Annotated in this window: 18 protein-coding genes, 1 other RNA gene and 1 pseudogene; 3 read left to right on the plus strand and 17 right to left on the minus strand. The window is 64.6% G+C overall.

Annotated elements, in window-relative coordinates; all coding sequences use genetic code 11:
• Positions 1-12: 12 nt before the first annotated feature.
• From purL to CXR00_RS06635, 7 genes and pseudogenes are all read right to left on the minus strand, one after another.
• Positions 13-2,322: a phosphoribosylformylglycinamidine synthase subunit PurL gene (gene purL / locus CXR00_RS06605; protein ID WP_104053635.1), complete on the minus strand. Its 2,310-nt coding sequence runs from the start codon at positions 2,320-2,322 to the stop codon at positions 13-15.
• Positions 2,323-3,084 (minus strand): phosphoribosylformylglycinamidine synthase subunit PurQ, encoded by a 762-nt coding sequence (purQ, locus tag CXR00_RS06610; protein ID WP_258060304.1) that lies wholly within the window; start codon positions 3,082-3,084, stop codon positions 2,323-2,325.
• A gap of 14 nt (positions 3,085-3,098) precedes the next feature.
• Positions 3,099-3,353: a phosphoribosylformylglycinamidine synthase subunit PurS gene (gene purS, locus CXR00_RS06615; protein WP_104053637.1), complete on the minus strand. Its 255-nt coding sequence runs from the start codon at positions 3,351-3,353 to the stop codon at positions 3,099-3,101.
• Between the two features lie 157 nt (positions 3,354-3,510).
• Positions 3,511-4,287, minus strand: coding sequence for an amino acid ABC transporter ATP-binding protein (locus CXR00_RS06620; protein WP_104053638.1), 777 nt, complete (start codon positions 4,285-4,287; stop codon positions 3,511-3,513).
• A pseudogene (locus CXR00_RS06625) lies at positions 4,274-4,943 on the minus strand (amino acid ABC transporter permease). The gene CXR00_RS06620 and the pseudogene CXR00_RS06625 overlap by 14 nt, the downstream one beginning before the upstream one ends.
• An 8-nt stretch (positions 4,944-4,951) precedes the next feature.
• Positions 4,952-5,758 (minus strand): amino acid ABC transporter substrate-binding protein, encoded by an 807-nt coding sequence (locus CXR00_RS06630; protein WP_104053639.1) that lies wholly within the window; start codon positions 5,756-5,758, stop codon positions 4,952-4,954.
• Between the two features lie 92 nt (positions 5,759-5,850).
• Positions 5,851-6,261 (minus strand): hypothetical protein, encoded by a 411-nt coding sequence (locus CXR00_RS06635; RefSeq protein ID WP_237685525.1) that lies wholly within the window; start codon positions 6,259-6,261, stop codon positions 5,851-5,853.
• 152 nt (positions 6,262-6,413) lie between these two features.
• Here CXR00_RS06635 and CXR00_RS06640 point away from each other — a divergent pair, with 152 nt between their 5' ends.
• Positions 6,414-6,896 (plus strand): DUF4442 domain-containing protein, encoded by a 483-nt coding sequence (locus CXR00_RS06640; protein ID WP_237688641.1) that lies wholly within the window; start codon positions 6,414-6,416, stop codon positions 6,894-6,896.
• A gap of 20 nt (positions 6,897-6,916) precedes the next feature.
• Here CXR00_RS06640 and CXR00_RS06645 read toward each other — a convergent pair whose 3' ends face one another.
• From CXR00_RS06645 to CXR00_RS06660, 4 genes are all read right to left on the minus strand, one after another.
• Positions 6,917-7,450 carry a hypothetical protein gene (locus CXR00_RS06645; protein WP_104053641.1) on the minus strand — a complete coding sequence of 178 codons (534 nt, stop codon included), beginning with the start codon at positions 7,448-7,450 and terminating at the stop codon, positions 6,917-6,919.
• Positions 7,451-7,481: 31 nt separating this feature from the next.
• Entirely contained in the window at positions 7,482-8,015 is a 534-nt protein-coding gene (locus CXR00_RS06650; RefSeq protein WP_104053642.1) for an SRPBCC domain-containing protein, read from the minus strand.
• The gene (locus CXR00_RS06655) at positions 7,958-8,938 is read right to left on the minus strand and encodes a 3-methyladenine DNA glycosylase (protein ID WP_104053643.1); all 981 of its coding nucleotides are present in this window, start codon (positions 8,936-8,938) and stop codon (positions 7,958-7,960) included. Before CXR00_RS06655 ends, CXR00_RS06650 begins: the two co-directional genes overlap by 58 nt.
• 70 nt (positions 8,939-9,008) lie before the next feature.
• Positions 9,009-9,467: a MarR family winged helix-turn-helix transcriptional regulator gene (locus tag CXR00_RS06660; RefSeq protein WP_258060287.1), complete on the minus strand. Its 459-nt coding sequence runs from the start codon at positions 9,465-9,467 to the stop codon at positions 9,009-9,011.
• 86 nt (positions 9,468-9,553) lie between these two features.
• On the opposite strand from CXR00_RS06660, the gene CXR00_RS06665 reads away from it, so the two are divergent.
• Positions 9,554-9,769 carry a hypothetical protein gene (locus CXR00_RS06665; protein ID WP_104053787.1) on the plus strand — a complete coding sequence of 72 codons (216 nt, stop codon included), beginning with the start codon at positions 9,554-9,556 and terminating at the stop codon, positions 9,767-9,769.
• Between the two features lie 139 nt (positions 9,770-9,908).
• Entirely contained in the window at positions 9,909-10,220 is a 312-nt protein-coding gene (locus tag CXR00_RS06670) for a hypothetical protein (protein ID WP_104053645.1), read from the plus strand.
• 9 nt (positions 10,221-10,229) lie between these two features.
• Here CXR00_RS06670 and CXR00_RS06675 read toward each other — a convergent pair whose 3' ends face one another.
• From CXR00_RS06675 to CXR00_RS18400, 6 genes are all read right to left on the minus strand, one after another.
• On the minus strand, positions 10,230-11,516 hold the full coding sequence (locus CXR00_RS06675) for an aspartate kinase (RefSeq protein WP_104053646.1): 1,287 nt from the start codon (positions 11,514-11,516) through the stop codon (positions 10,230-10,232).
• Positions 11,517-11,762: 246 nt separating this feature from the next.
• Positions 11,763-12,359, minus strand: a complete 597-nt coding sequence (recR, locus tag CXR00_RS06680; protein WP_104053647.1) for a recombination mediator RecR — start codon at positions 12,357-12,359, stop codon at positions 11,763-11,765.
• Between the two features lie 121 nt (positions 12,360-12,480).
• Positions 12,481-15,426: a DNA polymerase III subunit gamma and tau gene (locus CXR00_RS06685; RefSeq protein WP_104053648.1), complete on the minus strand. Its 2,946-nt coding sequence runs from the start codon at positions 15,424-15,426 to the stop codon at positions 12,481-12,483.
• A gap of 78 nt (positions 15,427-15,504) precedes the next feature.
• An RNA gene (ffs, locus tag CXR00_RS06690) (signal recognition particle sRNA small type) lies at positions 15,505-15,600 on the minus strand.
• A gap of 150 nt (positions 15,601-15,750) precedes the next feature.
• The gene (locus CXR00_RS06695; protein WP_104053649.1) at positions 15,751-16,344 is read right to left on the minus strand and encodes a GNAT family N-acetyltransferase; all 594 of its coding nucleotides are present in this window, start codon (positions 16,342-16,344) and stop codon (positions 15,751-15,753) included.
• Between the two features lie 407 nt (positions 16,345-16,751).
• A partial coding sequence (locus CXR00_RS18400) for a hypothetical protein (RefSeq protein WP_219815983.1) occupies positions 16,752-16,964 on the minus strand: 213 nt, incomplete at its 5' end.

A 16,964-nucleotide genomic window follows, 5' to 3' on the forward strand; every position in this document is an offset into this window, starting at 1 on the left:
ACGGAGAGGAGGTTAGCCGAAATGCTTCGGCAGGGTTCCCTCGTGGGCTTCCTTCAACTCGGACAGGGGCAGCGAGAAGCGGCCCTGGAAGTCCAGCGCCTCAATCTCGGTGTCCACCACGCCAATACGCATGTGCGCATAGCCGCGGGCCGAGCACATGTCCTTGAAACGGACCTCTTCACTGCGGGCCACGGACACCAGGGCACGGGACTGGGACTCGGAGAACAGCATCGTGAACAGGTCCACGCCGTCGCGTTCGCAGACCTCGTCCAGCCCAATGCGGGCACCCACGCCGAAGCGCAGCGCCATCTCGGACAGGGCCGCTGCGAGACCGCCTTCGGAGAGGTCATGCGCGGCGTCGATCATGCCGTCGCGGGAGGCGTTGACCAGCAGTTCGCCGAGCAGCTTTTCCGTCTTCAGGTCCACCGCGGGCGGCTGTCCGCCCAGGTGGCCGTGCAGGTTGGCGAATTCTGAGCCGTCCAGCTCGTCCTTCGTGACGCCCATCAGGTAGATGGCCTGACCGTCTTCGCGCCAGCCCGACGGCGTGCGGCGGGCGACGTCGTCGAACACGCCCAGCACACCCACCACGGGGGTGGGGTGGATGGCAACGCCGCCGGTCTGGTTGTACAGGGAGACGTTGCCGCCTGTGACCGGGATGCCCAGTTCCTGGCAGCCGTCGGCCAGGCCGCGGACGGCCTCGGCGAACTGCCACATGACCTCGGGATCCTCGGGGGAGCCGAAGTTCAGGCAGTCGGTGACCGCCAGCGGGGTGGCCCCGGAGGTGGCCACGTTGCGGTAGGACTCGGCCAGGGCCAGACGCGCACCCTCGTAAGGGTTGAGGTAGGTGTAACGGCCGTTGGCGTCGGTGGAGATGGCCACGCCCAAACCGGTTGTCTCATCCACGCGGATGACGCCGGCGTCGTCGGGCATTGCCAGTGCGGTGTTGCCCTGGACGTAGCGGTCAAACTGGTTGGTGACCCAGGACTTGTCGCACATGTTGGGGGAAGCCATCAGCTCCAGGATGGACGCCTTGATGGCCTCGGCGCCGAACGGGCGGGTGCCGGCAAAAGCGTCGGCCTGCACCTTGTCCTGCCATTCGGGGCGGTGGAAGGGGCGGTGGTACACCGGGCCCTCGTGCGCCACGGTCTTGGGATCGACGTCGACGATCGTTTCGCCGTCCCAGTCGATGATCAGCCGGCCGGTGCCGGTGACCTCGCCGAGCCAGGAGTACTCCACGTTCCACTTGTCCATGATGGCCTCGAACGCCTCAACGTTCTCCGGCGTGACCACGGCCATCATGCGTTCCTGTGACTCTGACATCAGGATTTCGCCCGGGGTCAGGGTGGGATCGCGCAGCAGCACGTTGGTGAGCTCCACGTGCATGCCGCCGTCGCCGTTGGACGCCAGTTCCGACGTCGCGCAGGAAATGCCGGCCGCGCCCAGGTCCTGGATGCCCTCCACCACGGAAGCCTTGAACAGTTCCAGGCAGCACTCGATGAGGACCTTTTCCGCGAACGGGTCGCCCACCTGCACGGCGGGGCGCTTGGACGGTTTGGTGGCGTCGAAGGACTCGGAGGCCAGCACGGACGCGCCGCCGATGCCGTCGCCGCCGGTGCGCGCACCGAACAGGACCACCTTGTTGCCCACACCGGAGGCGTTGGCCAGGCGGATGTCCTCGTGGCGCATGACGCCCACGGCCAGCGCGTTGACCAGCGGGTTGCCCTGGTACACGGAGTCAAAGACCACTTCGCCGCCGATGTTGGGCAGGCCCAGGGAGTTGCCGTAGCCGCCGATGCCGGAGACGATGCCGTGCACCAGCCGGGCGGTGTCCGGGTGGTCAATGGCGCCGAAGCGCAGCGGATCCATCACGGCCACCGGGCGGGCGCCCATGGAAATGATGTCGCGGACAATGCCGCCGACGCCGGTCGCGGCACCCTGGTAGGGCTCCACGAAGGAGGGGTGGTTGTGGGATTCCACCTTGAAGGTCACGGCCCAGCCCTCGCCGATGTCCACGACGCCGGCGTTCTCGCCGATGCCCACCAGCAGGTGCTTCTTCATCTTCTCGGTGACCTTCTCACCGAACTGTTTCAGGTGCACCTTGGAGGACTTGTAGGAGCAGTGCTCGGACCACATGACCGAGTACATGGCCAGTTCCGCCGCGGTGGGGCGGCGGCCCAGGATCTCCACAACACGGTTGTATTCGTCTTCCTTCAGGCCGAGTTCAGCCCAGGGGAGGTCGGTGTCCGGGGTGGCGGCGGCGTGCTCGACGGTGTCGATGCGGAATTTCTTCGCTCCGGCGGGGGAGTCTGCGGAAACTGTCATTTATTTGCCTCCGGCAACAAGCGAGGTGAGAACTGAGGTGAAAATGCCCAGGCCGTCGATGCCGTAGCCCAGCCCGACCTCGCCGTAGGCGGAGGAATCCGGGCCGAAGCCGGCCTCTACCGCATGTTCGGGGTGCGGCATGAGTCCCACGACGTTGCCGGCGGCGTTGGTGATGCCGGCAATGTTCCGGCGCGAGCCGTTGGGGTTGGCGCCGTCGTAGCGGAACACCACGCGGCCTTCACCCTCGAGCTCGTCCAGCGTCTTTTCATCCGCGACGTACTGGCCGTCCTGGTTTTTCAGTGGAATGACCATGCCGGAGTTTTTCTCGTAGGAACCGGTCCAGGCCGTGGTGTTGTTTTCCACGCGCAGGAGCTGGTCCGCGCAGGAGAACTTGAGGTGGTTGTTCTTGATCATGGAGCCGGGCAGCAGATGTGCCTCGGTGAGGATCTGGAAGCCGTTGCAGATGCCCAGCACGGGCATGCCGCCCTTGGATGCATCCACCACCTTGTCCATCAGCGGCGCAAAGCGGGCGATGGCCCCGGCGCGGAGGTAGTCCCCGTAGGAGAAACCGCCGGGGATGATGACGGCGTCCACGCTTTGCAGGTTCGCTTCGTTGTGCCAGAGGCCGACGGCGGTGCCGCCGGCGAGCGTTACGGCACGGGCGGCGTCGCGGTCGTCCAGGGTGCCGGGGAAGGTGACAATGCCAATCCGCACGGCCCGCAGGGCATCGTTTTCGGGGGCGACTGAGAAGTCGCCGATCAGGGGAGTGCTCAAAATCAGGCCTCCGGGATTACTTCAACGCGGGTGACGTCTTCAATAACGGGGTTGGACAGCAGCGTGGCGGCTGCCGTGCGTGCCTGCTCGAGGACTTCTTCAGTCACGTCGCCGTCCACGGTCAGCTCGAAGCGCTTGCCCTGGCGGACGCCGGTAAATCCGGTCAGGCCCAGGCGCGGGAGGGCGCCGGCGATGGCCTTGCCCTGCGGATCGAGGATTTCGGGTTTGGGCATAACGTCAACAACGATCCGGGGCATCCGGGCAACTCCTGTGAGAGAAAATGGGTGGCCGCGGACCCTGCCGTCTCACGCTGATTCAGCGCTCCGCGAGCTTGCACTGTCCAGTCTAGCGGCGTTTTCCGCGCCCGTCCTTTCGTGTCTTTCAGGGGTCCGGAACGGCCCCTCCGGCGGGCCGCTAGTGGTCCAGCAGCCGCTGCACGAATTGGCGGGTGCGCTCCTGTTTCGGGGCCGCAAGAACCTCCGAGGGTGGCCCCTCCTCGACTACGACACCTCCGTCCATGAAGATGACGCGGTCCGCCACATCCCGTGCGAAGCGAAGCTCGTGCGTGACAAGGAGCATCGTCCAGCCCTCGGCTGCGAGTTCACGGATGGCCTCCAGGACCTCACCCACGAGTTCCGGATCCAGTGCGGAGGTGGGCTCGTCGAAAAGCAGCAGGCGCGGCTTGAGGGCGAGTGCCCGGGCTATGCCCACCCGCTGCTGCTGGCCGCCGGAGAGCTGATAGGGATAAGAGTCGCTCTTGTCGGCAAGCCCAACGCGTTCCAGCAGGGCCAGCGCGTCTGTGGAGGCTTCCTCCCGGGGGCGCCGCTGCACCCGAACCGGCCCCTCCATCACGTTTTCCAGCACCGTCCGGTGGGGAAACAGGTTGTAGTGCTGGAAAACCATGGCGCTGTGTTCCCGCAATCCCGACACCGTGCGGCGCGGAGGTTTGCTGCCGAAGTCCACCGCGGCCCCTTCGGCAAACTGCACCGTCCCCGAGTCAGGTGCCTCCAGGCCGTTGAGGCAGCGCAGGACGGTGGTTTTGCCTGATCCGCTGGGACCAATCAGTGCAACCACTTGGCCGCGGCGGATGTCCAGGTCAATTCCCTTGAGCACTTCCACCGGGCCGAAGCGTTTGTGGAGGCCGCGGACGGTAAGGACGTCGGACCCGGCCGGGTTCTCATTTGGCGACATGGCGGTCCAGCCTCCTTTCAAGGGCTGATTGTCCCGTGGACAGGACGAGGCAGATCATCCAATAGATGAAGGCGGCCTCAATGTAGAGGGCCATAAACTCCCGGCTGAAGGCCGCTATTTCCTGTGCCTGCCGGAAGAGCTCGGTGACGAGGATCAGCGAGGCGAGGGAAGTGTCCTTGACCAAGCTGATGAAGGTGTTCGAGAGCGGCGGCACCGATACCCGTGCCGCCTGGGGGAGGATCACGCGGATGAGGGTCTGCGTGGGGGGGCATCCGAATGGTGTACGCCGCTTCCCACTGGCCGCGCGGGACGGAGAGGATGGCGGCCCTGATGACTTCGGCCGCATAACCGCCCACGTTGAGGGAGAACGCGATGACGGCGCTGGGCCACGGGGGAACCAGCACTCCGATGGAAGGCAGCCCGTAAAAGATGACAAAGAGCTGGACCAGCAGCGGCGTGCCCCGGACAACCGACACGTAGGCGCGGGCAATGCCGGAGAGGATCCGCACCTTCGACAGGCGCATCAGGGCGATGCCGAGCGCAATGGCCAGACCCAGGACAAACGAGACCAGGGCCAGCGGGATGGTGCCCTTCACCGCTCCTTCCACAAGGGGCAGGAAGGAGCGCAGGACAAGGTCCCAGGTCGACTCATCCACGGACGGACCTACTCGGAGACGTTCTCGCCGAAGTACTTCTCCGAGATCTCGGCGAGCGTTCCGTCAGCACGCAGTTCGGACAGTGCTTCGTTCACGGCGTCGCGCAGTTCAGTGTTGCCCTTCGCGAAGGCGAAGGCCGAAAGCGCGGGATCATCGGTTTCGGCGGCGACCTCCAGCGGGGCGTCAGGGGTCTGCTGCATGTAGTCCAGGTACGTGAGCTTGTCATTGACCGTCGCGTCAACGCGTCCCTGCTCCAGCAGTGCCACTGCCTGGGCCCAGCCCTCCACGGCTTCGACTTTTGCCCCGTTTTCCTGCGCCAGTGTGTACCAGTTGCTGGTGAGGGACTGCGCGGTGGTCTTGTCCTTCAGATCCGCAAAGGAGCTGATGGACGATTCACCGGCGGGTACCACAATGACCCCCGGGCTCACGGTGTAGGGCTCGGAGAACTCGTATGATTCCTCGCGCTGGGGGTTGATGGACACCTGATTGGCGATCATGGCAAAACGGTTGGCCTCCAGCCCGGCAAAGATGGCGTCCCACTGCGTTTCTTCGAACTTCACGTCAAGGCCGAGTTTGTCCGCTACGGCCTCGGTGACTTCGATGTCATATCCGGTCAGGTCACCCGAACCGTCAGTGTGGAAGCTGAACGGACGGTAGGTGCCTTCCGTGCCAACCACTATGGTGCCGGCTTCCTGAATGGCCTCAAGTCCGGTGGGAGCGGTGGCGGCGTCATCAGTCCCGCCTGACCCGCAGGCAGCAAGCGTCAGGGTCCCGGTGGCCAGTGCGAGTGCTGCGAGGGTCTTGTGGATGCGCATGAGTCTCCTAGGGGTGTGGCAGACACACTACGCACTGGCGGCGGGATCTGCACGCAGCTTGTTACGTTGCGTGCAGATCCCGCCTGGCCCGGTCAGGCCGGCACGCTGATCTGGAACCCGCAGCGGCACCGCAGCACTGTGGTGTCCAGCTGGACCTCGGGAACGGGAGTGCCGTCCGGGTCGGTGAAGACGGGTTCAAAAATGGACGCTATGGCGCTGTCCTTGGGCTGCATCGGCTCTCCGCAGTGCAGATACTGTGCGGTGGTGCTGTCCGACTTCAGTTGCCGTGCACGCACGGACGAGTGCCGCACCGGATGGCCATAAAAGCTGTCGCATTCCGAGCAGGTGTAGCTGATTTCCAGGAACTCCGCTGCATCATCGCCAACGGCCGGTTCCACGGATTCAATAATGAGGTAGTCATCCGTTCCGCACCGGGTACACCAGGGAACGTAGGGTTCAGGCGCAGGGTCTGCTTCGCCTTCGGGTCGTGCCTGCGTTGACATTTGTGCCTCCAGATATGGTCCGGGCGGAAGACCTCCGGCCGGATCGGATACTAAGCATGCTTAATGATTTTACGTAGTGAAGGGGTAGGGAACAAGTCTTCGAAGGCAGGCGGATGGAAGATGAGCTGCGTCACGGCCGCTAGAGTGGGTGCGTGAAAGCTCTAACCGTGAAGCCGGCCGTGATGCGCCGGTTCATCAATCTTTGGCCGCCCTTTGTTTTTTCCGGCATTCACATCACGCATCTGGGCGCTGATTCGCTGTCCGCAGAGGTGCGGCTGCGGTTGCACTGGTGGAACCGCAATGTAGCGGGGGTGCATTTTGGCGGGTCGCTTTTTGCCATGACGGATCCCTTTTGGATGATGCTTCTGCTGCGTCATCTGGGCGCGGACCACGTGGTGTGGGACCGGGCGGCGGAAATCGATTTCATCAAGCCCGGCCGCGGCGAGGTCACGGCCCGCTTTGTCCTGGCTCCGGCCGACGTGGAGCGCCTGAGGAAGCTGGCTGCCGGCGGGGACAAGGTCCTGGAGTGGTTCTCCGTGGACGTGGTGGATGCCGACGGCGGTGTGGTGGCGCGGGTGCGCAAGCAGGTCTACGTCCGCCGCAAGCAGGAGCGGAACAAGACAGTAGCTGGCTAACCAAATGCTCGGACCGGCCGCTACAGGTTTCCCTCCGCCGGGCCGAGCAGGGCGGTAAGGCTCTCCCACCGGCCGATTTCACAGCCGTCCCGCAGCGAAAAGGTGCGGTCCACGGCTTCGCCGTTCACAGTGCCGGTGACATGGGCGCGCTGCTGGCCCTTGATGATCTGCGTGCACATCAGATTCGCGTCCGGGGCAGCAAACAGCGCGCTTCCCTGGTCCGCCAGTCCTGCGCAGGCCGCTGCCGGATCCGGTGCGTCGGAGCTGCCCACGGGGGTGGCGCCGTCGCACTGCAACGTCCAGGTTGCGCTGGTGGTCTCACCGTCTTGCCGGTACTCCACGGTAAGCGAGGTCCCGGCGGATGATGCATCCGGTGCCGGAGTTCCGCCGGCTGACGGGGATGCTGAGGGGGATGAAGAGGAAGAAGCAGAAGAGGAAGCAGAGGGAGCGGCAGACGAGGAGTCGGCTGACGGTGCGCCGGCGGAGTCGCCGCACGCCGACAGGGCAAGGGCGGCAACACCAAGGACCAGCAGTCCTCGAAGGGAACGGAACATGGGCGAGACCTCCGGGTAGGGTGGCCCCAGCCTAGCCAATTCCGCCGGTTTCGTCCGCATCCGCTGCAGCACGCGCCTGAGCCAGGAAATACGGTCCCTGGCCGGGGTAATAGTCGCCGAACTCCGGAACCGTGGCGCCTCCGCGGACAGCCGCCAGCCGGTCCAGATAGTATTCCCAGCCGGGCCCCACGCCTTCCGCAGCCAGCGGATCGTCCAGATGATGAATGAAATCCAACCGGGTTCCGCCGGAGCGGCCCTGGAAACGGATCTCCAGGTCCCAGCTGCCGTACTCGTCCTCCACCAGCAGGCGAAGCAGTTCAGGGGCGGTGCATTCGGAAACCTGCAGCCGGCTCCACGGCAGTCCATCCTCATAGAGCATCTGAAGATCCAGCCATGATCCCCGGGCGGGGGTGCCCTGCCAGCGTCCAAACCAGGAGGCTGTTTGGGCGGAATCCGTGAAGCTGGACCAGACGGCGTCCGGCGGTTCCGAAAACAACCGGGAAAAAGTCAGGTCGTAGGATTCCGGTCCGGTGCGGGTGATCCTGCCGGTGGGTTGTGGCTCCATAGCTGCTCCTGAAGGGGTTCCAGCAGGCCAAGGATGCGGGCCCGCAGCAGTTGTGATTCTTCACTGAACTGTCGCTGGGCGGCAGCATATTCACTCCGGCCGCCCGGGGTTTCCACGCGGATTGGAGAGTAGCCCCAATCCTGCAAGTCGTAGGGGGAGGCCTGCATGTCCATGGTCCGAATGCGCCAGGACAGTTCAAAGCAGTCCATGACCAGTTCGCTCGGCAGCAGCGGCACCAGCTTGTAGGCCCACTTGTAGAGGTCCATGTTGGCGTGCAGGCAGCCGGGCTGCTCCAGGTCAACCTGGTTTTCGCGGGTGGGCCGGAGTTCATTCAGGGGCACCGCCTGCGGTGCGTAGAAACGGAATGCATCGAAGTGGGTGCACCGGATCTTGCTGCGCTCCACGAGCTCGTCAGTTCCCTGCGCACCCAGGCGGAGCTGCAGGTATTCATGCCTGATGCCGTTGGTGTCCGACTTGTAGGCCATCGCCCACTCATGCATGCCGAAGCAGCCCAGTGTTGCCTTCCGTGCGGCAGTGCGGGCAAGCAGCCTGGCCGTGAAGGCAGTGGCGTCTCCCCGCGCCGCCGCAAAGGCGGGCAGGTCCACGGTCACCGCCGTCGTGCCGGCGCCGAGTCCCGCCGCTGCAAGTTCCGGCTCGCTGAGGGGGCGGTAAAACTTCCAGTCTTTGCGCTCGCCGGCCGCCGTCCCGGCCAGGACGACGCCGGCCCCCGGATGCCAGCGCAGCAGCTGTCCGGGCTTCTGGGAGTAGTAGGTAAAGAGGAAATCTTCCACGGGGTGCTTTTGCCCCGCCGACCGGCGGGACAGGAATCCCTCCACGAAAGGCTGCACGCGCTCCCGGTGCTGCTGAACCAGCGGCAGCCACTGATCCTCTCGGAGGACGGCGGAGAAAGCGGAAGAAGTCACGCAATCATTATCCCGCTCCCGCTCCCCGTTGTGGGGCCCGGTGCTGTTGCTGCGGCCCCCGGGGACCGAATCAGTTCTGATCCGCTGCCACTGCCAACTGTGCGGACTCAATCAGACGCCGCATGGCGTCATTCAGTTCCTGCACCTGGTCCCGGGTCAGATTCAACCGTTCCAGCATGGTGCCCGGGACCTCAGCAGCCATCCCCCGAAGGGAACGTCCGGCTTCCGTCAGCTCCACGGCCAGGGACCGGTCATCTTCCGGTGCACGGTTGCGCGTGAGGAGCCCGGCCGCCTCCAGCCGCTTGAGCATCGGGGACAAGGTGGCCGGCTCCATGGCCAGGGCCGCACCGAGGCTGCGGACGCTTCGCGGGCTCTGCTCCCAGAGGGCAAGCATGACCAGATACTGCGGATGGGTGAGACCGAGTTTTTCCAGCACGGGTTTGTAGGCGCCGACAACGCTTCGGGAGGCCACGGACAGGGCAAAGCACAGCTGATGTTCCAGCAGGAGGTCCTCATCAACCCGGCTCATGTCCTCATCCCTTCTTGAAATCATTAGTGCACTAATGATTAGCGTACTATGGGCTGCAGGCAAGGAAGTTGCGAAAGGTGCAGGACATGGCTGACAAAGAGAGCTTTACCTCAAAATTCATGCGGACAACCGGCAAGGTCCGGTTTATTTTCGGTCCTGCCCAGACCAGTGCCCTGGACCATCCCATGACGGATGAAAACCAGCAGCTGCTCAAGGAACAGCAGGCCCAGGAAAAGGCTCTTTGGGAAACGGTTACGCGCGCCGACGGCAGCAGTTACATCGTTTCCCGCAAGCCTGAGTAGCAACTCCGAGAAAACCCGATACCGACGTTTGCGTATTCGACCCGTACCACCGCGGTGAGCGCGTACGGTTGATTAACCCGGAACCCAGGCCACCTGCGTCTGGACGGACTTCCGGCCTCAACCGCACAAGGAACTTTCCATGAGCGCTGAAATCCCTCCCCGGCCTGCACCCTTCGCCCACGGCACCGGGATGGCGGGTCGGGTGGCCCGCCTGGTCTCCGTCTTCTACGGAGATGCTGAACGCGATCGCGTAACCGAACCCGTACGGCATCTGCACGACGATCTGGAAAATGAGATCGACGACCAGCTACGGTCCATCCGGGTGGAAACGGATGCAGACGGCAGGCACTACGCCGTCCGGGTTACCGACCCGGCGGAACCTGAGCCGCCGGGACTGCCCCTGTCCTACCGGAACTATTCGCTTCGTCCGCCGCTGCCCCCGGACGCCTAAACAGCCGTTCTAGCGGCCGGTGCCGCCGTACACGGTGGCCTCGGCTTCGCCGTCGAGTCCGAATGCGGCATGGACGGCGCGGACAGCCGTGTTCAGAAGCGCGGCGTCAGTGACAACCGAGATGCGGATTTCCGACGTGGAGATCATGTCGATGTTCACCCCGGCCAGATGCAGTGCTTCGAAGAACTTGTGCGAGACGCCCGGGTTGGAGCGCATGCCGGCGCCGATCAGGGACAGCTTGCCGATCTGCTCGTTGTAGTCGATGCTGTCGAAGCCCACCTCCGCCTTGGCTGCGTTCAGGGCTGACATGGCGGCCTGGCCGTCAACGATCGGCAGGGTGAAGGAGATATCCGTCTTTCCCGAGCCCTGGGTGGAGACGTTCTGCACGATCATGTCGATGTTCGTGTTGGCACCGGCCACGATGCCGAAGATCTCTGCCGCCTTGCCGGGGATGTCCGGCACGCCCACCACGGTGAGCTTGGCTTCGGAGCGGTCATGTGCGACGCCGGAAATGATGGGCTGTTCCAAGGGTTCTCCCTCTTGAATCTTGATCTTGTCATCGGGGCTGGGCAGGACCCAGGTTCCCTCGTGCTGGCTGAAGGAGGAGCGCACATGCAGCGGAACGCCGAAGCGGCGGGCGTACTCCACGCAGCGCAGGTGCAGGATTTTGGCTCCGGACGCCGCCATTTCCAGCATTTCTTCGCTGGAGATGGTGTCAATCTTCTGAGCGGTGGGTGCCACGCGGGGATCCGCGGTGTAAATGCCGTCCACGTCGGTGTAGATTTCGCAGACGTCAGCGCCCAGCGCGGCGGCCAGCGCGACGGCGGTGGTGTCCGAACCGCCGCGGCCCAGCGTGGTGATGTCGTGGCTGTCCCGGCTCATGCCCTGGAACCCGGCGACAATGGCGACGTCGCCCTTCTCGATGGCCGTCTTGATCCGGTGCGGCGAAACATCAATGATGCGGGCCTTGCCGTGGATGGCATCGGTGATCATGCCGGCCTGGCTGCCGGTGAAGGACTGGGCGGATCCGCCGCGTTCGTTGATGGCCATGGCCAGCAGCGCCATGGAAATACGTTCACCGGCGCTCAGCAGCATGTCCATCTCGCGGGCGTTTCCGCCGGAGGTAATCTGCGCGGCCAAATCCAGCAGTTCATCGGTGCTGTCACCCATGGCGGAAACCACCACCACCACCTCGTTGCCGGCGGCGTGAGTGTCCACAACCCGCTGGGCAACGCGCTTGATGCCTTCGGCGTCCGACACGGAGGAACCGCCGAATTTCTGAACTATCAGGCTCATGCGTACACGCTCTCTGAATCACTTCCGGTTTGCTGCCCGGCGACGTCCTCGGCGCGGTGCATCTGATGTCATCCCCGGCAGTCCAGGGAAGCCGGGCCACGGATACTGTGGCCAATCATCAAAAGTCTAGCGTTGCGGCCTGAACGCGCCGAAATAGAGGGGACATATGCACTTAATGTCACGTTCGGGCAGGCCCGGTGCTCTGCCCGGATGCCCCCGAGGTGCAGGCGGGACCCGGAGAACCGGCTAGGACATGCTGCGCCGGCCCTCGAAGGCCCGGCCCAGCGTAATTTCGTCGGCGTATTCCAGGTCCCCGCCCACCGGCAGGCCGGACGCCAGCCGCGTGACGTTAATGCCCAGCGTCTTGAGCATGCGGGACAGGTAGGTGGCCGTCGCTTCGCCTTCGAGGTTGGGGTCCGTGGCGATGATGATTTCGGAGATCTGCTCGTCCGAGAGCCGGCTGAGGAGCTCACGGATGCGAAGCTGGTCCGGTCCGATCCCGGCAATGGGATTAATGGCACCGCCCAGCACGTGGTACCGGCCGCGGAAGGACCGGGTGCGTTCCACCGCAATGACGTCCTTGGACTCTTCAACCACGCAGATCATGGTCGGGTCCCGGCGGCTGTCGCGGCAGATGGCACACGTTTCCTGCTCGGTGACGTTGCCGCAGATGCTGCAGAACTTCACCTTGTCCTTGACCGTGACGATGGAGGACGCCAGTTTCCGCATGTCCTCCGGATCCGCTTCCAGAATGTGGAAGGCAATGCGCTGGGCGGACTTGGGGCCAATCCCCGGAAGCCGTCCCAGCTCATCAATCAGTTCCTGAACTGCGCCTTCGTACACGTGACCTTCTCTGCTGGATTGGTGCGCCGCCGTTGGGGCTGCGTTGGTGCTGCCGTTACCGGACGATCCCGCCGGCAAGCCGACGGGAGTGCATTGTCAGTCGGACCGCGGAAACGGCGGGTTACCGGCCGTCGACGCTGCGTTCTTCGATCAATCGGCCGCCCAAGATTCGCTCGATGGCTTTCCTGCCCACCAGCCCGGAATCTTCAAGCCGGATGTCATCCGCGCTGGGGATGTCTTCCACCAAGTTTACTGTGCTGCGCCCGGCGGAGGGGTTTGCCGAACCGCTGCGCGCGGCAGCTTCATTGAGCAGTTTTTGATACCGGCTCAGCGGCCGCCCGTCGTTGCCCGGCCCGGGCGCGGCGGCGGGAGGCACCGCAGCGGGAGGGGCGGACCGCTGTGCCTGCGGCTGCACGGGCGCGCTTGCGGACGACGACGATGCCTGGGCCGATCCTGCCGGAGCCGGTGCTGCTTGTGCCGCCGTGGACGGGGCGCCCTGGGCTGCCTGTGTTCCGCCCGCTTGCCGGGCCGGTGACGAACCTGTGCCGGCCCAGTTAGTGGCAGCCCATTCGCTGTCGGACAGATTGCCGGACGAGTACACGTCAACGGGCGGCTCGGCCTGCTCCCAGGCGTTGCTTTCCGGACCGCCGGCATACGGATCCTCCGGCGGCTCCTGCTGCCAGTCATCCGGCAGCGGGCCGGGTTCGACTGCAGTGCTTCGGCCGCCGCGGCCCGGGAACCGCGAAGAGGACGAGGACCGCTGTGCTGAACCCGGTTGTCCTGAACCCTGCTGGGGGCCGGAACCTTGCTGGGGGCTTTGCCCGCGGCGACGGTTCAGGGCAGCGGCAGCCGCGGGACCGGAAACAACGGCCGAGGAGCTGTGGGCGCGCTGTGGCTGCGCTGACGGTCCTGAGGCGTCGGGACGTGCCGAGCCGCTGGGCTGTTCTGGGCTGACGGACGGTGCCGAGCTGCTGGGTGGCGCCGGGCGATCGGAACTGACCTGGGCAGCCGGAGCTGCGGCGCGTGCGGGGGAATTTACGGAAACCGCCGGTGCCGACGGCACAGCCGGAGCCTGTGCCGAATGGCCGACGGATTGCTGGGACGGAGCCTGGACCTGAGCGGGAGCCGGCGCCGGGGTTAACCGGCTACCTGCTTTTGGGCCCGACTCACCCGCCGAACTGTCATGCACCACATTGACCTGGCAATCCACTCCAAGGACCTGGCTGACCGCCTTCCGGAGGTTCTCCAGATGGTCCGGGCGGTTGAAGTTTGTGGCGGCGCCCTGATTACTGAACGCCAGCTGCAGGATTCGCCCGTCGAAGGACTTGGGGCTGGCGTTCTTGCTGACATTGAGCCATGTGGCGCGGCGGATTCCCGTGAGGGCATCCATGATTTCAGGCCACGCGCGGCGGATCATTTCGATCTGGCCGCCCGAAGCATCACCGGCACCACCCGTCTGCTGCGCGGCAGGGGCTGGAGTTGCGGGTGCCTGTGCCGCGGAAGGTGCCTGCCGGGGATCCCGTTCTGCAGGTGCAGGTGCAGGAGCGGCCGGACCGGCAGCCGTGGCCGGAGGCGTTGCACCGTTGCCGGCAAATCCGGACGGGGCGGCCGCCGCGGAGCCTTGGAACGTGTTTGTTGCGCCCTGCGGTTCCGGTGCAGTTGCCCACGTTCCGCCCCAGTCCAGGGGAGAACTGTCCGCAGCACCTGTTGAACCCGAAGTCTCGGCAGCACTCGAAGCGGCCGCAGCTGCCGGCACGGCATCCGGTCGGGATTCAGCCGGCGCTGCCGGTGCATCCGCAACCACGGCGGGTGTCTCCGGTGCCGCCGTCGGGCGTGCCGCCGGGATGGATTCCACCGGCGACGACGCAGCTGCAGCCCGGCCCACGGCCTCGGTGCTGTCCCCGGCGTAGCTCAGGCGCCGTTCAATGCGGTCTACACGTGCGGCGGTGCCGCGTTCGGTCTGGTCCGAGGCCGGCAGCAGGATGCGTGCACACAGCAGCTCCAGGTGCAGCCGCGGGGACGTGGCGCCGGTCATTTCCGTCAGCGCGGTGTTGGTGATGTCCGCGGCGCGGGAGAGCTCGGCGCCGCCTAGCTGGGTTGCCTGGGTGCTCATCCGGCTGATCTGGTCCTCGGGCATGCCGCGCAGCACCGCGGCGGCGCTGTCCGGCATGGCGTGCACAATGATCAGGTCGCGGAAGCGTTCCAGCAGGTCCTCGACAAACCGGCGGGGGTCCTGGCCGGTCTGGATGACGCGGTCCACGGCGCGGAAGACGGTGGCGGCGTCGCCGGCCGCGAAGGCGTCTACGACGTCGTCGAGCAGCGAGATGGGCGTGTAGCCCAGGAGGTTGACGGCCAGCTCGTAGTCCAATCCGGATTCTCCGGCGCCGGCCATCAGCTGGTCCAGCACCGAAAGCGAGTCGCGCACGGATCCGCCGCCGGCACGGATCACCAGGGACAGGACGCCGGGGGCAACCGGAACGTTTTCCTGCTGGCAGAGCTTGTCCAGGTAGGCCAGGAGCGGTTCAGGCGGAACCAGGCGGAACGGATAGTGGTGGGTGCGGGACCGGATGGTGCCGATCACCTTGTCCGGCTCCGTCGTGGCGAAGATGAACTTGATGTGCTCCGGCGGTTCTTCGACGATCTTCAGCAGGGCGTTGAAGCCGGCGGACGTCACCATGTGGGCTTCGTCAATGATGAAGATCTTGTAGCGGTCGCGGACCGGGGCAAAGGTGGCGCGTTCGCGCAGGTCGCGGGCGTCGTCGACACCGCCGTGGCTGGCGGCGTCAATCTCGATGACATCGAGGCTGCCGGAGCCGTTGCGGGCCAGCTCAACGCAGCTGTCGCACTTGCCGCAGGGGACCGGCGTCGGGCCCTCGGCGCAGTTCAGGCAGCGCGCAAGGATGCGTGCGGACGTGGTTTTGCCGCAGCCTCGGGGGCCGGAGAAGAGATAGGCGTGATTAACGCGGTTTTTGGAGAGCGCCGCCATCAGCGGTTCAGTGACGTGCTCCTGCCCGATCACATCCGCGAAGCTCTCGGGACGGTAGCGGCGGTAAAGGGCTGTACTCACAGATAGAACCCTATCGGTTGGCACTGACGGTTTGCATCCCGGCACCTGGGGCGGGGAAAACCTGTTGGTCCTGAAAAAATTAAAGACCCCCCATGCACCTGCCAGAGCCCGCTTACCCTTGCTACCTTCCGGTCCTGGGGGAGTTCACAGGATGACACCACATGAGGGGCCGCGAACAAGTCTACCCGATTTTTCGAGTGCTTATGCGGCGGGCGGTTCCAAGAGGTTCTGCCTGCCCTTCGGGGCCCTTGTTTGCCCCTGAACGCGCCCTGTATTGGAGACACGCAGAATATAGGAGAGCCGCAGAGGAGGAAGATCCGAGGGTCAGAGCGGCGTCCGTATGTAGCGGTACATGTCCTTCCACTGCGTCCCCACCTTCTGCCAGGAGGGCAGCAGTGCATCCCTTCTGTAGCCGGCCCGTTCCGCCGTACGCCAGGACCCCTCATTCCATGGCTCTATATACAGGTGGATTTGGCGCATGTTCGCCTCCGTCAGGGCCCACTCCGTCAGCAGGTCCAGTGCGGCACCCGCATAGCCCTGTTTCCGGTGGTTCGGGCCGATCCAATATCCGATGGTGTCCGGGTTGCTGGTCCGGCGGGAGGATTGCCCCGGCCACAAGCCGATCTGGCCCACGGCAGTATCGGAGGAGGCATCGGCAATGGCGAAGGACCAGCCGGATCCGCTGTTCAACCGCTGATGCTGGCGTTCTATGAATGCCAGGGCTTCGGAGGGTCCGGAGGTAGAGGGAACGGAGGTAATGAGGGGAATCAGGGGATCCCGGGACGCAGATTGGACAAGTCCGACGTCGGCGGCTGTGAAAGCACGCAGCGTCACCCGGGTGCCGGCAGTGTGAGAGGGGGTTGTGAGGACAGGGAGTTCGAGCGGAATGCTCAGTACCCGCTTATGGGACGACGGCATGGCACTCCTCCTATTGCTCCTCGGTCCAGCAAGCCGTTGCGGGGACAACTTCCTGTCCCCTTATCCTTAGCTGCACCGTGTACCCAACCTGCACTGTGTCCCTTACTTGCACTGTCCCTATCTATAGTGTGTCCCCTACCTATCCTGCAGGGCTCCGGCGTCAGCCGGATCTTTCGGACTCTTCCCACGCGCTCCGGCATCCGTTTGGGGCGGGAGCGGAGGCGGCTTGGGGACGGTTTGAGGCCGATTTGCGGGTGGGTCAAAACCTGTGTAAAGTCTTCTAAGTCGCCGCGGCCGGGAGTTGGAAAACATCCCGAGCATGGCGGCCAAACCCCACCAAAAACTTCCTGGTGATCCATCCTGCGCCTTACGGCCCGGGAGCGGAAAGCCGGGGCTTTTGCGCGGGGTCAGCCGGACAAAATGAAGCAGTCTTCGGGAATTACCCCGAATTGCCAAATACCGTCCGGATGAAATAGAATAAAGAAACACTGCAGCGAAGAGAAAAGAAAAACATTCTTTGTTTTTCCGAGTATTTCGGATGCATCTGTTGTTTGAGAACTCAATAGTGTGCCAAGTTTATTGATACCAATTATTTTAATTGGTTGAACTGGTTGTTTCCG

It is taken from the genome of Arthrobacter sp. 9E16, from assembly GCF_002929435.1.
In the GTDB taxonomy this organism is placed as follows: Bacteria; Actinomycetota; Actinomycetes; order Actinomycetales; family Micrococcaceae; genus Arthrobacter_B; species Arthrobacter_B sunyaminii.

Coding starts and splice junctions, on each gene's coding strand:
- purL (WP_104053635.1), bottom strand. CDS start 2,322: ATGACAGTTTCCGCAGACTCCCCCGCCGGAGCGAAGAAATTCCGCATC.
- purS (WP_104053637.1), bottom strand. CDS start 3,353: ATGCCCCGGATCGTTGTTGACGTTATGCCCAAACCCGAAATCCTCGAT.
- CXR00_RS06620 (WP_104053638.1), bottom strand. CDS start 4,287: ATGTCGCCAAATGAGAACCCGGCCGGGTCCGACGTCCTTACCGTCCGC.
- CXR00_RS06630 (WP_104053639.1), bottom strand. CDS start 5,758: ATGCGCATCCACAAGACCCTCGCAGCACTCGCACTGGCCACCGGGACC.
- CXR00_RS06635 (WP_237685525.1), bottom strand. CDS start 6,261: ATGTCAACGCAGGCACGACCCGAAGGCGAAGCAGACCCTGCGCCTGAA.
- CXR00_RS06645 (WP_104053641.1), bottom strand. CDS start 7,450: ATGTTCCGTTCCCTTCGAGGACTGCTGGTCCTTGGTGTTGCCGCCCTT.
- CXR00_RS06650 (WP_104053642.1), bottom strand. CDS start 8,015: ATGGAGCCACAACCCACCGGCAGGATCACCCGCACCGGACCGGAATCC.
- CXR00_RS06660 (WP_258060287.1), bottom strand. CDS start 9,467: ATGAGCCGGGTTGATGAGGACCTCCTGCTGGAACATCAGCTGTGCTTT.
- CXR00_RS06665 (WP_104053787.1), top strand. CDS start 9,554: ATGGCTGACAAAGAGAGCTTTACCTCAAAATTCATGCGGACAACCGGC.
- CXR00_RS06670 (WP_104053645.1), top strand. CDS start 9,909: ATGAGCGCTGAAATCCCTCCCCGGCCTGCACCCTTCGCCCACGGCACC.
- CXR00_RS06675 (WP_104053646.1), bottom strand. CDS start 11,516: ATGAGCCTGATAGTTCAGAAATTCGGCGGTTCCTCCGTGTCGGACGCC.
- CXR00_RS06695 (WP_104053649.1), bottom strand. CDS start 16,344: ATGCCGTCGTCCCATAAGCGGGTACTGAGCATTCCGCTCGAACTCCCT.